The sequence below is a fragment of the Micromonospora sp. NPDC023737 genome, from assembly GCF_040639715.1.
GTDB lineage: Bacteria > Actinomycetota > Actinomycetes > Mycobacteriales > Micromonosporaceae > Micromonospora.
Genome location: NZ_JBFAAL010000002.1, coordinates 568,090 through 581,956 on the forward strand (window position 1 = coordinate 568,090; position 13,867 = coordinate 581,956).

At 72.2% G+C, this 13,867-nt stretch carries 10 protein-coding genes; 5 read left to right on the plus strand and 5 right to left on the minus strand.

Features of this window, described 5'->3' with window-relative positions; genetic code table 11:
* Positions 1-24: 24 nt before the first annotated feature.
* The gene (locus AB0F98_RS08000; protein WP_357730428.1) at positions 25-1,524 is read right to left on the minus strand and encodes an aldehyde dehydrogenase family protein; all 1,500 of its coding nucleotides are present in this window, start codon (positions 1,522-1,524) and stop codon (positions 25-27) included.
* Positions 1,525-1,765: 241 nt separating this feature from the next.
* On the opposite strand from AB0F98_RS08000, the gene AB0F98_RS08005 reads away from it, so the two are divergent.
* The 5 genes from AB0F98_RS08005 (at position 1,766) to AB0F98_RS08025 (ending at position 6,588) form a co-directional block, all read left to right on the plus strand.
* The gene (locus AB0F98_RS08005; protein ID WP_357730431.1) at positions 1,766-2,179 is read left to right on the plus strand and encodes an FHA domain-containing protein; all 414 of its coding nucleotides are present in this window, start codon (positions 1,766-1,768) and stop codon (positions 2,177-2,179) included.
* A gap of 77 nt (positions 2,180-2,256) precedes the next feature.
* Positions 2,257-3,357 carry an alpha/beta hydrolase gene (locus AB0F98_RS08010; RefSeq protein WP_357730434.1) on the plus strand — a complete coding sequence of 367 codons (1,101 nt, stop codon included), beginning with the start codon at positions 2,257-2,259 and terminating at the stop codon, positions 3,355-3,357.
* Between the two features lie 199 nt (positions 3,358-3,556).
* Positions 3,557-5,347 carry a 3-hydroxybutyryl-CoA dehydrogenase gene (locus AB0F98_RS08015; RefSeq protein WP_357730437.1) on the plus strand — a complete coding sequence of 597 codons (1,791 nt, stop codon included), beginning with the start codon at positions 3,557-3,559 and terminating at the stop codon, positions 5,345-5,347.
* A gap of 82 nt (positions 5,348-5,429) precedes the next feature.
* Complete coding sequence (locus tag AB0F98_RS08020) at positions 5,430-5,711, plus strand: hypothetical protein (RefSeq protein WP_357730927.1); 282 nt, start codon at positions 5,430-5,432, stop codon at positions 5,709-5,711.
* A gap of 67 nt (positions 5,712-5,778) precedes the next feature.
* Entirely contained in the window at positions 5,779-6,588 is an 810-nt protein-coding gene (locus tag AB0F98_RS08025) for an alpha/beta hydrolase (protein WP_357730440.1), read from the plus strand.
* A 57-nt stretch (positions 6,589-6,645) separates the two neighbouring features.
* Here the strand turns inward: AB0F98_RS08025 and AB0F98_RS08030 are convergent, their stop codons facing one another.
* The 4 genes from AB0F98_RS08030 to ccrA form a co-directional block, all read right to left on the minus strand.
* On the minus strand, positions 6,646-7,743 hold the full coding sequence (locus AB0F98_RS08030) for an AI-2E family transporter (protein WP_357730930.1): 1,098 nt from the start codon (positions 7,741-7,743) through the stop codon (positions 6,646-6,648).
* A 454-nt stretch (positions 7,744-8,197) separates the two neighbouring features.
* Positions 8,198-10,534, minus strand: coding sequence for a hypothetical protein (locus AB0F98_RS08035; protein WP_357730443.1), 2,337 nt, complete (start codon positions 10,532-10,534; stop codon positions 8,198-8,200).
* 173 nt (positions 10,535-10,707) lie between these two features.
* Positions 10,708-11,970, minus strand: a complete 1,263-nt coding sequence (locus AB0F98_RS08040) for a cell division protein DivIVA (RefSeq protein ID WP_357730446.1) — start codon at positions 11,968-11,970, stop codon at positions 10,708-10,710.
* A gap of 358 nt (positions 11,971-12,328) precedes the next feature.
* A complete protein-coding gene (gene ccrA / locus AB0F98_RS08045) occupies positions 12,329-13,684 on the minus strand; it encodes a crotonyl-CoA carboxylase/reductase (protein WP_357730933.1) in 1,356 nt (451 codons plus the stop codon).
* Positions 13,685-13,867 lie beyond the last annotated feature (183 nt).

A 13,867-nucleotide genomic window follows, 5' to 3' on the forward strand; every position in this document is an offset into this window, starting at 1 on the left:
CCGGACGTCGGGGCCTGGTCGCCGTCATGACCTGCCGTACATCACCTTGATGGCCTTCACGAGCCGGGCGACGTCGGCCGGGGTGCGCTCGAAGGTCATCGAGGGCAGCAGCGAGCGGGCTCGACGCCGGGTGATCGACTTGGCCCGGCCGAACTCGCGCAGCCCGTCCGCGCCGTGGATCCGGCCGAAGCCCGAGTCGCCCACCCCGCCGAAGGGCAGGGTGGACATTCCGGCGAAGGTCAGCGTCGAGTTGACCGAGGCCATGCCGGAGCGCAGCCGGCGGGCGATCGCCACTGCACGACGCCGGCCGAAGACCGAACCGCCCAGGCCGTACGTGAGGGCGTTCGCGCGGGTGACGGCCTCGTCGACGTCGCTGACCCGGTTGATGGTGAGCGTGGGCCCGAAGGTCTCCTCCCGCACGGCGGCGGAGTCCTCCGGCACGTCGACCAGCACCGTCGGCCGCACGTACGGCGGTTGCACCGCCTCCGCGCCGCCCAGCACGGCGCGACCACCGCGGGCGAGCGCGTCGTCGATGTGCCGGCGTATCACGTCGAGTTGGCCGGGCATCGTGATCGGGCCGAGGTCCGAATCGTCGGCGCCCACGGTCAGCCGGCCGGCCCGGTCGACCACCTTCGCCACAAAGGCGTCGAAGACCGGTTCGACCGCGTAGACGCGCTCGATGCCGATGCAGGTCTGCCCGGCGTTGGTCATCGCGCCCCAGACGCAGGCCTCGGCCGCCGCGTCCAGGTCGGCGTCGCTGTCGACGATCATGGCGTCCTTGCCGCCCGCTTCGATCAGCACCGGGGTCAGCGACTCGGCGCAGGCCGACATCACCTTCCGGGCGGTCGCGCTGGAGCCGGTGAAGGCGAGCTTGCCCACCCCGGAGCGGCAGAGCGCCGCACCCACGTCGCCGAGCCCGTGCACCGCGGTGAGGACGGGCTGCTCCGGCACCACCTCGGCGAACGTGTCGACGAGCCACTGCCCGACCGCGGGCGTGTACTCGCTGGGTTTGAAGACGACCGCGTTGCCGGCCGCCAGCGCGTACGCCGTCGAGCCGATGGGGGTGAGGACCGGGTAGTTCCACGGGCCGATCACACCGACCACCCCGTACGGCTGGTATTCGAGGTGGCCGGAGAATTCGGCGAGGATCAGCCGGGACCGGACCCGGCGCGCGCCGAGTACCTGGCGAGCGTTGCGTGCGGCCCAGTCGATGTGCTCCACGGCGCTGACGACCTCGACGACAGCGTCGGCGACCGGCTTGCCGCCTTCGAGATGCATCAGGTCGGTGAGCTGCTCGATCCGCTGGGCGAGCAGTGCCCGCCAGCGCAGCAGTCGCTTCCGGCGGCCGGCGAAGCCGAGTGCCGCCCACCACTGCCCGGCGGCGCGGGCACGCGCGACCGCCGCCGTGACGTCGGCCGAGGTGGCGACCGGGAACCGCCCGGCCTCGACGCCGGTTGCCGGGCTGGTGGAGACCAGCAGGCCGTCTTCGATGACCGGGGCGCCGGGGACATGCACAGCCGTCATGGCGGGAGTCTAGACCCGAGCATTACTCGCCGGTAGGGGCGAATCGACCGCCGTGCCCAGGCCTTCGGCGCGCCCTGAACCCTCGTGACCAGGACCAATCAGTCACTCCGCCGCCCGAATCGGGGAACGGAAGGTGTACGGCCGGAGGCGTGGAGGTGTCCGCGCGGCCATGGAGGCAACTACCGTCTGGTGGCACGCTGATGCGGGGAGTCACGGTGTGGGGTGGAGGGGCTGACTGTCCATGGAGGAGCTTGCGGAACTGCTGCCGTTGTTGACGGTCGCCGGTGGTCCGATGCGCGGGGCGAGTTTTCGGCTACGCCCCGACGTACAGCTGATCGGCCGAGCCCCGACGGCTCACGTCTCCGTCGCCGACCCACATCTGAGCCGGCGGCACGCCGAGGTGTGGCTCGCGTCCGAGGGTGCCTGCCTGCGTGACCTCGGCTCGACCAACGGCACCTGGCTGAACGATCACCGGATCACCGGCGTGGCGCGGCTCAGCGACGGGGACGTGATCCGGCTCGGACGTACCGAACTCCGCTTCTTCGACCCGGGCGTGGCCCGGACCGACCCCGTCGGGATCCGCTTCGGCCCGCCCCGGCGGGACCACCGGCCGACGTTGCCCCTGCCGTTGCCGACGCCGCCGCTGCTGCGTTGACCCGGCGACCGGCCACACCTGCGGATCGGACCGGATGGGCGCCGAGCACATGGACCGCTGACCGGCGGGGTGGCAGCATGCCGCGGATGGAGAGCGAGCGGCGGGTCGTCATGGCGAACGGCATCACCCAGTCGGTACGGGTGGCCGGCCCGCCGGACGGGGTGCCGGTGCTGCTCGTACACGGCAACTGCTCATCCGCGGCGTTCTGGGAGCCCCTGATCCGGCGCCTGCCGGAGACGCTCCGGATCGTCGCCCCCGACCTGCGCGGCTACGGGGACACGCAGACCGCCCCGGTGGACGCCACCCGTGGTCTACGCGACTTCACCGACGACGTGGCCGCCCTGCTCGACGACGCGACGCTCTTCCCCGCCGCGGACGTCCGCCCGCTGGTGGTCGGGCACTCCCTCGGCGGGGGAGTGGCGATGAGCCTGCTGATCGACCACCCCGACCGGGTCGCCGGACTGCTGCTCGCCGCCCCCGTCTCCCCGTACGGCTTCGGTGGCACCCGTGACGTGACCGGCACCCCGACCACCCCCGACTTCGCGGGCACCGGCGCGGGCACCGCCAACCTCGACTTCGTGGCCCGCCTCGCCGCCCAGGACCGCGGCGACGACGCCCAGGGCAGCCCGCGCAACGTGCTGCGGGCCACCTACGTGTCGGATCCGGCGTCGCTCGGCGTGGACGAGGAGTTGCTGCTGGACAGCCTCCTCTCCACCGTCACGGGCGACGACAACTACCCGGGCACCTCGGTCGCCTCGACGAACTGGCCGGGGGTCGCCCCGGGGGAGCGCGGCGTGCTGAACGCCCTCGCGCCGACGTACCTCCGGCTCGCCGACGACCTGGTCGCGGTCGCGCCGAAGCCGCCGATCACCTGGATCCGCGGCGACGCCGACGTGATCGTGTCGGACTCCTCACTCTTCGACCTCGCGTACCTCGGCTCGCTCGGTGCCGTGCCCGGCTGGCCGGGCGAGGTGGAGTGCCCGCCGCAGCCGATGGTCGGGCAGACCCGGGCGGTGCTGGACCGGTACGCGTCGGCCGGCGGCGCGTACCGCGAGGTGGTGCTCGCCGGTTGCGGGCACAGCCCGCACCTCGAACGACCGGCGGAGTTCGTGGCCGAACTGCTGGCGCTGACCGGCGTCGGATCCGCGACGACGGGCGGGACGCCTGCGGCTGTCTGACGATCCCTCGCGGGCCCCGCCCCAACCAGCGCCGACGGCGTCCCGGACGAGCCGACAGTGGTGGTCGGCGCCCCGAACCGGGCGCGCTGGGTGAAATATGCCACGGCATCTCGACAACCGGGCGCTGCATGGCAGACTCGCGCGCATAAACTTAGCGGCCGTTCAACCGGCCGTGCGGAGCGTACTGGGGAGGCCGGTCGTGGCACGCGAGTTCACCAGCGTGGGCGTTGTCGGGCTGGGCACCATGGGTGCCGGCATCGTGGAGGTCTTCGCCCGCAACGGCATCGACGTGGTGGCGGTCGAGATCTCCGCGGCGGCGCTGGAACGCGGTCAGGCCACCCTCACCCGCTCCACCGACCGGGCGGTCGCCAAGGGCAAGCTCGACCCCGCGGACCGGGACGCGCTGCTCGGCCGGGTCACGTTCGCCGTCGGCCTCGACGCGCTGCACGCGGTCGACCTGGTCATCGAGGCGGTCCCCGAGCACCTCGACCTGAAGCAGCGGATCTTCGCGGAGCTGGACCGGGTCTGCAAGCCCGACGCCATCCTGGCCACCAACACCTCGTCGTTGAGCGTCACCGAGATCTCCGTCGCCACCAGCCGGCCCAACCAGGTCATCGGCATCCACTTCTTCAACCCGGCACCCGTGATGAAGCTCGTCGAGGTGATCCGCACGGTGGTCACCTCGGCCGACGTGGTCGCCGACGTGGAGGCGCTCTGCGCGCGGCTCGGCAAGGTCGACGTCACCATCAACGACCGGGCCGGATTCATCGCCAACGCGCTGCTCTTCGGCTACCTGAACCACGCGGTGGCCCTGTTCGAGTCGAACTACGCCAGCCGGGAGGACATCGACGCCGCGATGAAGCTCGGCTGCGGCCTGCCGATGGGCCCGCTCGCGTTGATGGACCTGATCGGTGTGGACACCGCGTACGAGATCCTCGACACCATGTACCGGCGGGGTGGGCGGGACCGTCGGCACGCGCCGGTGCCGCTGATCAAGCAGATGGTCACGGCGGGTCTGCTGGGGCGCAAGTCCGGCCGCGGCTTCTACACCTACGAGCGGCCGGGCTCGCCGGTGGTCGTACCGGACGAGGCGACGCCCGTGGCCGACCGGGCCGCGCTCGCCGAGGGGGCCCGGGCGACCGCGAAGGTAGGCGTCGTCGGCTCCGGCACGATGGCCACCGGCATCATCGAGGTCTTGGCCAAGGCCGGCTACGAGGTCGTCTCCGTGACCCGGGGCGCGGAGAAGTCCGCCACGGTCTGCGAGGCGGTGAAGACCTCGCTCAACAAGGGCGTCGTACGCGGCAAGCTCAGCGAGGACGAGCGGGACGCTGCGCTCGGCCGGATCACCTGGTCGGCCACGCTCGACCACCTCGCCGACGTCGACCTGGTGGTCGAGGCGGTCGTCGAGGAGCTGAGCGTGAAGAAGGCGCTCTTCGCCAGCCTCGACGAGATCTGCAAGCCGGGCGTCGTTCTCGCCACCACCACCTCCTCGCTGCCGGTGATCGAGATGGCGATGGCCACCCAGCGGCCGGCGGACGTGGTCGGGCTGCACTTCTTCAACCCAGCCCCGATCATGCAGCTGGTCGAGGTGGTACGCACCATCCGCACCTCGCCGGAGACCGTGGCCACGGCCCGCGCGGTCTGCGCCGCGCTCGGCAAGACCTCGGTCGTCTGTGGCGACCGCTCCGGGTTCGTCGTCAATGCGCTGCTCTTCCCGTACCTCAACGACGCGGTGAAGATGCTGGAGGCGAGCTACTCGACCGCGGACGACATCGACCACGCCATGAAGCTCGGCTGCGGCTACCCGATGGGCCCGTTCGAGCTGCTCGACGTGGTGGGGCTGGACGTCGCGCTGGCCATCCAGCGGGAGCTCTACCTGGAGCTGCGGGAGCCGGGCTTCGCTCCCGCGCCGCTGCTGGAGCACCTGGTCACCGCGGGCTACCTCGGCCGTAAGACCGGCCGGGGATTCCGCGACCACACACACCGCTGAACTCGGGAGCCAGCGGGCCGGCCGTACGCTTGATGACGTGAGTCCCCGTCGTAACCGTCCCCGCCGGGACGAGACCCAGGACCTGGACGTCGAGCGGGCGCGTCAGGGCATCGGTTCGGTGCAGCAGTGGCGCGACGGCGAGTGGCAGGTACGCGGGATCAGTGGGGGCTCCTCGGTCAAGACGTACCGTTGTCCCGGGTGTGATCAGGAGATCCGCCCCGGGGTGCCGCACCTGGTCGCCTGGCCGGCGGACGGCCGGGGCGACCTGAGCGACCGCCGTCACTGGCACCGCGGCTGCTGGAGCGCGCGGGATCGGCGCGGCCCGGTGATCCAGCGCGGCCGCAGCGCCCCCCGCTACGGCTGAGCGATCTGGGTCACGCTGTTTCCTCCCCGGGCGGGCGACGCCGACGCCTTAGCGCCAAACTTGACCGGTGAGCAAACCGATCCGCGCGTCGTCCGTCCTGCCCGCACAGCGGGAGGACATCGAGCTGCACACCGCCGACGGGCTGCGCCTGGTCGGCGAGCTGGCTCGCCCGCTGGACCGGGAGCCGGTGGCGACGCTGGTCTGCCTGCATCCGCTGCCGACGCACGGCGGGATGATGGACAGCCACGTCTTCCGCAAGGCCGCCTGGCGGCTGCCGGCCCTGGCCGACGTCGCGGTGCTGCGGTTCAACACCAGGGGCACCAGCAGCCTCCGTGGCACCAGCGAGGGGGCGTTCGACAACGCGGTCGGCGAACGCTACGACGTGGCCGCCGCGATCGAGTACGCCGAGTTCAACGAGCTGCCCGGCATCTGGCTGCTGGGTTGGTCGTTCGGCACCGACCTGATCCTGAAGTACGGCTGTGACCCCGCCGTCGCCGGCGCGATCCTGCTCTCCCCGCCGCTGCGTTACTCCAAGCCGGAGGACCTGGCCCAGTGGGCGCAGTCCGGTCGGCCGGTGACGGCGCTGGTGCCCGAGTTCGACGACTACCTGCGTCCGGAGGAGGCGCGGAAGCGGTTCGCGGCGGTGCCGCAGGCCGAGGTGGTCGGGGTGCCGGGGGCGAAGCATCTCTGGGTCGGCGACGCGGAGCGGGTACTCGACGAGGTGGTCCACCGGGTCAACCCGGCCGCCGTCGTGCCGCTGCCCACCACCTGGGACGGCCCGATGGAGACCGGCGACGTCAGCGCGTACGCCGACCGGACGGTGGCCTCCTTCGCCGATCGGCCGGTGCCGGGCCCGCCGCAGGCGCACGCGGGCTGAGCGGTCGAGTCGGCGGCACGCCGGCGTCCGGCCGCCGTGGGCGGCGCTGAGTGGGCGTCAGCGTGACTGCTGCCGGGGCAGCACCACCTCGCGCAGGATGATCTGGATGGCGGCCACCGTCGGGATGGCGATCACCGCGCCCACCACACCGATCAGCCCGACGCCGAGCAGCGCGGCGAGCAGGGCGGCCACCTCGTTGACGTGCACCGAACGGCGCATCACCTTCGGGTAGATGAGGTAGTTCTCCACCTGCTGGTACACGAGGAAGAAGACCACGCAGGCGATGCCCGCGGAGAGGTCGGTGGCGAAGCCGACCAGGGTCACGATCACCGCGCCGAGGGTCGCCCCGATCTGCGGGATCAGGTCGGTCACCGCGACCACCACGGCCAGTGCCATCGGGTACGCCAGCCCGACGATCAGGGCGAAGACGAACGTGCTCAGGCCGGCGAGCACCGCGATGCAGAGCGCGCCCACCATGTACGCGCCGACCCGGGTGAGGATCTCGTCGCCGATGAGCTGCACCCGCTCCCGCCGGGAGGCGGGCACCAGGGAGTAGCCGAGCGCCCGCAACCGGTTGAAGTACGCCAGGAAGTAGATGGTCAGCACCAGTACGGTCAGGGCGCGGAAGATGGTGCCGAAGATCAGTTGGGCGCCGCCGAGCACGCCGCCCAGGGCGCGCCCCACGGTGTCCGCGTTCAACGCGCCCTGCACCTTCTGCACGAGGTCGTACCGCTCGACCAGTTCGTTGACGGTCTCGCTGCGGCGCAACTGCTCGATGTAGTTCGGTAGCTGCTCGATGAACTGCCCGGACTGGGTGATGATGGGCGGCACGAGCGCGAACACCCCGCCGCAGAGCAGCAGCAGCACGGCGGACGCGACCAGCGCCACGGAGAGCCCGTGCGGCAGGCCCCAGCGGCGCAGCCGGGCCACTGCCGGGTGGAGACCGATCGCGAGGAAGAGCGAGATCACCACCAGGACCAGGATGCCGAGGGCGTTGCGCAGACCGAGATAGAGGGCGTACGCGGCCAGCGCGCCGAGCCCCCCGGTGAAGCCGACCAGGAAGCTGCTGCGTCGCAGCGGACGGCCGCGCGGCCCGAAGCGCCCCGAGCCGGTGGCCGGTGCCGGCTCCGTCGGGTCGTCCGGTCCCTCGCCCACCGCCGTGGCGTCGGGGCGCGGCGGCTTCGCGCCCTGGGGTGCGGGGGTACGCCGTCCCCGGCCACGTTCCGGGGCCGGCTGCTCCGCCTCGGCCCGTTCCGGGTCCGGCCCGTCGGCCCTCGGCCCGTCCTGCGTCACCAGTCCTCCGGTCAGGCTCGGCGACTGAGTCGCCTCATCCGCGCAACCGGTGCACTCCCGACACCGGCTCTGCCCGGAGACTACTGGCCCGTCGCGGCCCGCATCAGTCGGTCCTGCCGTCCCGACGCCTGCCACCCGGCTCCACCGGCTCGGCGATTGGCCTACGTCGACGTGTGCGAGCGTGATGACTCAGAGGCATGAAAATGACCCAGAGGCATCACGCTCGTGCGGCAGTGGCGCCCGGTGGGCGTGCTGCGTCCGTAGCTGTGTGCCCGTCCGCCGTCCGCCGTCCGCCGTCCGGCGACCGGGGCCTGGGTCACTCCTTCTCGACGGACACCGTGTTGGGTTTGGCCGCCCGCTCGTCGGTGGTCGGCTTGCTGGGGCGCTTGCCGTTCTCACCGGTGCTGGTGATCTTCGTGGGGGTGGCGCCCCGGCCACCCTCGCCCGGTACCGCGGCGACCGTCGGCTCACCGTCCACGGCCGCGCCGGCGGCCCCGTCGTCGACCGTCGTGACCGGCTCGGCCACCGGGCGAGCCTTCGGCTGACCGGCAGCCTGCGGTTCACCCTCTTCGGTTGCCGGCTCCGGCTCCGGCTTGGTCCCGGTCGCCGCGCCCGCCCCGGCGGCGCTGTCGGCCCCGGCCGCTGTCCCGCCCTGCGCGCCACCCGCCCCCTTGCCGGGGACCGCACCCGCGGTGGCGGGCCGTGCCGTGGCATCGGCGGGCTGTGCGGTGCTGGTGACCGGCTGCGCCTTGCTGGTGACCGGCTGCGCCTTGCTGTCCGGCTGAGCCTTGCCGGCGACCGGCTCGCTCTTGGCGCCGCCCGTGCGGGACGTACCCGCCGGCTTCGCCGTCGGGTCGTTGCCCGCACCCCGCCCGGCGTCGACCGGCCGGGCCGCCACGGCCGGCCCCGCGGCCGGCGTGTTTCCGGCCGCACCCGCAGGCGGAGGCGAGGTCGGCCCGTCGGAACCAGTCGGCGTCGCGGGCACCTTCCCCCGCAGCTCGGCCAGCTGTCGCTGGAGCTCGTCGGACTCCTGCCGGGAGTTCCAGGTCTCCTGGCGCAGATCCGCGAGCTGTTGCTGGGCCTGCGCGATCTCCAGCATCACCTGGGCGAGCTGCTGCCGACCGGACGCGACCTCCTGCTGCGTCGCCGCGAGGTGCTGCTGGGTGGTGGCCAGGGCCTGCTGCGTCGTCGCCGCGTACTCCTCGAACTGCCGCCGGGACATCGCGACGTGCTCGTCGGCCTTGCGGCGCTTGTCGCTCGCGTCGGCCTCGGCTCGGCGCAGCAGCTCGGTGGCCTGCTCCTCCGCCTGCTGACGCAAGGTGGCGGCGTCGCGTTCGGCGGCCTGCCGGACGCGGTCGGCACCCTGCTCGATCTCGTTCTTACGGGCCGTGTACTCGGCCTCCAACTGGTCGCGCCGGGCGGTGAACTCGGTCTCGAGTTCCTGCTGGCGGCGGCTGAGGGTCGTCTCCAGCTCCTGCTGGCGGCGGGTGAAGGTCGTCTCCAGCTCCTGCTGGCGAGACTTGTGCTGCTTCTCCAGCTCGTCGCGACGCTTGGCGAACTCCTGCTCGGCGGCGGCCCGGCGCTGGGCCAGCTCGCGGTCCGCGGTCTCCCGTCGGGAGCTGACCTCCTTCTCCACACCGGCCCGCCAGGCGCCCAGCTCCTGCTGGGTCTGCGCCCGGGACTGCTGCACGTACGCCTCGGTCTCGGTGCGCATCCGCTGCACGTACGCCTCGGTCTCGGCGCGGCCGCGCTTGGCCGCCTCCGACGCCTGCGTGGTTATCCGCTCGGCCTCCTGCTGGGCCTTGGCCCGGGTGGCCCGGCCCGCCATGGCGGCGTCGTCGATGATCTGCTTGGCCTCCCGCTGCGCCTTGGCATGGGTGGCGCGCCCGGCCTCGGTCGCCTGGTCGACGAGGCGCTTCGCCTCCTGCTGCGCCTTGGCGTGCACCTCCTTGGCGGCGTCCCGCAGTTCGGTGGCCTCCTGCTGCGCCTTGGCCAGCGTCGTCCGAGCGGTCTCGCGCAGCTTGGTGGACTCCTGCTGGGCCCGGGTGTGAATCTCCTTGGCCGCCTCCCGCAGCTGGCTCGCCTCCTGCTGCGCCCTGGCCAGCTCGTCCTGCGCGTTCCGGCGCAGCTTCGCGGATTCCTCCTTGGCGGTCCGCAGCGCGGTCTCCGACTCGGCCTTGCGGGCGTTGGCCTGCCGCTCCTCCTCCGCACGCCGCGCGGCGAGGGCGATCTCGAAGTCCTTCAACGCCTTCTCGGCCTGCGCCCGGGCGTCCTCGATGATGTGCTCGGCGGCGGCCCGGCGGGAGTCGATCTCATCGTTGGCGACACGGAGGATCTCCTCCGCCTGCTCCTCGGCGAGGGTGAGGATGTGCTCGACACGGGGGCCGAGGTGCCGGAACGAGGCCCGGTCCACCACACCTACCTGCTTGCGCACCTGCGCGAGGTCCCGCTGGAGCACCTCGACCTGACCGGCGAGCTTGTGGATCTGGGTGTACGCCTGCTCGCGTTCGGCCGCGAGAGCTGTGATCTCATGCTCCGCCCGCGCGACGTATCGGTCGACCTGCTTCTTCTCGTACCCCCGCAGAGCGGTCTCGAAGCTGGGCTCCGTGGCCACGTCCCCGCCGAGAGCGAACAGTTCCTCGCCGTGCGACATGCCCTCATCCTCACACGCATCGGGCCCTGCTGGGGCGATACGGACGCCCTGTCGGCCCTACTTCACTCGTGTCGTACGGGTAGATGACACCGAGTGGTGGAAAGCATGCGGCGCGGGTGGCACCGGTCGTCCGGTGCCTCCCGCGCCGCGTCATGCCCCGAGCTTGCGGTGTGTCAGCCGGCCGACTCCGCGGCCACCTTGTCGCCGTTGGCCTTGTCGGCCTCCGGCGTGGCGGCCGCCGCGGCGGCCTGCCCGTTCGGCACTCCCGGCACGATGCCGGCGAGACCGGAGAGCATCTGACCCAGCTGCGACGTGACCGCGTCCTTCTGCCGGGTGAGGTCCTCGACTTCCCGGCGAGCCGCCTGCGTGGTCAGCTCGGCTTCCGTCCGCGCCTCGCTGAGCAGCCGCTGCGACTCCGCCTTCGCCTCGTTCAGGGTCTTGTCGGCCAGCGCCTTGGCCTTGTCGACCGTCTCGTTCGCCGTGCGCTCCGACTCGACACGGCGGGCCTCCGCCCGCTGCTCGATCTCCTTCGCCCGCTCCTGCGCGGCCCGGGCCCGCTGCTCGGCCTCGCTGACCAGCTTCTGGGTCTGCGCGACCTGCGCGGCGTGCCGCTCGGACTCCTCGCGTTCGGCCTTCTCCCGGCGCTCGGCGAGCTGGAGCTCCAGGGCCTGGAGGTCCTTGTCGCGCTTGTCGCGCGCGTCGGTGAGCAGCTTCGTCGCCTCGGCGCGCTTCTCCTCTGCCTCCCGGGCAGCCTTGGCCCGCTGCTGGGTGATCTCCCGCTCGGCGGTGGCCCGGAGGGTGGCCACCTCCCGCTCGACGGTGGACTTCAGCTCGGCCACCTCGTGCGCGGTCACCGTGCGCAGCTGCTTGGTCTCGCGGTCGGCGTCGGCGCGCAGCGTGTCGGCCTCGCGGCGGGCCTGGACGCGGACCTCGGCGGCCTCCCGCTCGGCGGCGGTGCGCAGGTTGCCGGCCTCGCGCTCGGCGGTGGCCTTCATCGCGGCCGCCTCGGCGCGGGCCTTGTCGGTGATCTCACGGGCCTCGAGGCGGGCGGCGGAGAGGATCCCCTCCGACTCGCGCTTGGCCTCGTTGCGGTGGTCGTTGGCCTGCTCCTCCGCCAGCCGGAGGATCTGCTCGACGCGGGTGCCCAGGCCGGAGAGCGTCGGCCGGCTGTTCTCCTCGAGCTGCTTGCTGGTGTCCGCGACCTTCTGCTCCAGCGCGGCCACGCGCTGGTCGGCCTGGCGGAGCCGGCGCTGGGCGTCGTTCATCCGCTGCTCGGCCTCGGCGCGGGCCTGCTCGGACTGGGTGAGCGCGGCGGTCATCCGGCCGATGAAGTCGTCAACCTGGTGGGTGTTGTATCCGCGCAGGCCAACCGTGAAATCTGGCTGTGAGTTCGCGTTATCGAAGAACGCGAGAGGGGAGGATTGCTGCTGGGGCATTGGGACATACTGGCAGACGCCCCAGGGTGCTCCGCAAGAGCGGTACGAACCTTTCGAGTCCTCTTTACATGGTCAACTTCCGGGCGTCACGGGAGCAGGCCGGGCGGCGATCTTGGCAGGTCCGGGGTGGGTCGGACGGTGCCGCACCAGTACGTGGAAAAGCGCTCACGACGGTGCCGGCCCGGCCCTTTGTGCGTACCCCGCGTGAGTGCGCGAATGGGGCACCGACGACCCACGGGAAAGGCGGCGGCGCCCGCAATGGTGGAGGAGTCGGCGCCCCGGCGCGTGGCCGTGCGGACGACCGCCCCCGTCCCGCCGCAGCGGTGGCCGGAGCGGGCGGGGGAGCGCCGGAGTGCGGTCAGTGACCGCGGAACCGGTTGATCGCCTGTTCGTGCCGGGCACGCAGCTGCGGGTCGCGGACACCGAGCCCGTCGCGCGGCGCGAGGCAGCGGACACCGACCTTGCCCTGGTGGGCGTTGCGGTGCACCTCGTACGCGGCCTGGCCGGTCTGCTCCAGCGGGTAGGTACGCGACACCGTCGGGTGCACCTTGCCGAGCGCGACCAGGCGGTTGGCCTGCCACGCCTCGTGGTAGTTGGCGAAGTGGCTGCCGACGATGCGCTTGAGGTGCATCCACAGGTAGCGGTTGTCGTACTGGTGCTGGAAGCCGCTCGTGGACGCGCAGGTGACGATCGTCCCGCCGCGCCGGGCCACGAAGACGCTCGCGCCGAACGTCTCCCGCCCCGGGTGCTCGAAGACGATGTCCGGGTCCTCGCCGCCGGTCAGCTCACGGATCCGTTCGCCGAACCGCCGCCACTCGTCCGGATCCTGGGTCTTGTCGTCCTTCCAGAAGCGGAAGCCCTCCGCGGCCCGGTTGATGACCAGCTCCGCGCCCATGCTGCGGCACAGCTCGGCCTTCTCCGGCGAGGAGACGACGCAGACCGGGATCGCGCCACCGTTGAGCGCCAGCTGGGTGGCGTACCCGCCGAGGCCGCCGGACGCGCCCCAGATCAGCACCACGTCGCCCTGCTTCATGTCGGCGCCGTGGTGCGAGACGAGCTGCCGGTACGCGGTCGAGTTGACCAGCCCGGGGCTGGCCGCCTCCTCCCAGCTCAGGTGCCGCGGCTTCGGCATCAGCTGGTTGGCCTTGACCACGGCCAGTTCGGCGAGGCCGCCGAAGTTGGTCTCGAATCCCCAGATCCGCTGCTGCGGGTCGAGCATGGTGTCGTCGTGGCCGGCCGAGTCCTCCAGCTCCACGGAGAGGCAGTGCGCCACGACCTCGTCGCCGGGCCGCCACCGGGTCACCCCGGGACCGGTGCGCAGCACCACGCCGGCCGCGTCCGAACCGACCACGTGGTACGGCAGGTCGTGCCGGCGGGTCAGCTCGGAGACCCGGCCGTAGCGCCGGAGGAACGTGAAGGTGGGCAGCGGCTCGAAGATGCTCGTCCAGACCGTGTTGTAGTTGATGGCGCTGGCCATCACCGCCACCAGCGCCTCACCCGGGCCGAGCTCGGGCGTCGGCACCTCCTGGACGTGCAGCGCCTTGCGCGGGTCCTTGTCGCGGCTCGCCATCCCGTCGAACATCCGGGTCTCGGCTGCGCGCACCACGACGCCCCGGTAGCTCTCCGGCACCGGCAGGCCGGCGATCCCGGCGAGTTCCCGCTGCGGCTGGTCGGAGCCCTCAGCGGCCATGATCGCTTCGAGGATGTCCTGCACGGTGACCTCCCGTTCGTCCGCACCCGCACGCGCGGGACTGGGTGCTGCCATCGTCGGCATCGGTGCGATCGGCCACCATGTCGGCGTCCGACACATCGTCGACCGGTCGCGCTCCTGTTGGGGGCGGACGTTACTGAACGGTAGTTAGGTCGGGAAGTCCCATGTGAACAATTGCATCCACCG

Bases quoted from the DNA above. Each gene is read 5' to 3' on its own strand.
- AB0F98_RS08000 (WP_357730428.1), bottom strand. From the start codon at position 1,524: ATGACGGCTGTGCATGTCCCCGGCGCCCCGGTCATCGAAGACGGCCTG.
- AB0F98_RS08005 (WP_357730431.1), top strand. From the start codon at position 1,766: ATGGAGGAGCTTGCGGAACTGCTGCCGTTGTTGACGGTCGCCGGTGGT.
- AB0F98_RS08010 (WP_357730434.1), top strand. From the start codon at position 2,257: ATGCCGCGGATGGAGAGCGAGCGGCGGGTCGTCATGGCGAACGGCATC.
- AB0F98_RS08035 (WP_357730443.1), bottom strand. From the start codon at position 10,534: ATGTCGCACGGCGAGGAACTGTTCGCTCTCGGCGGGGACGTGGCCACG.
- AB0F98_RS08040 (WP_357730446.1), bottom strand. From the start codon at position 11,970: ATGCCCCAGCAGCAATCCTCCCCTCTCGCGTTCTTCGATAACGCGAAC.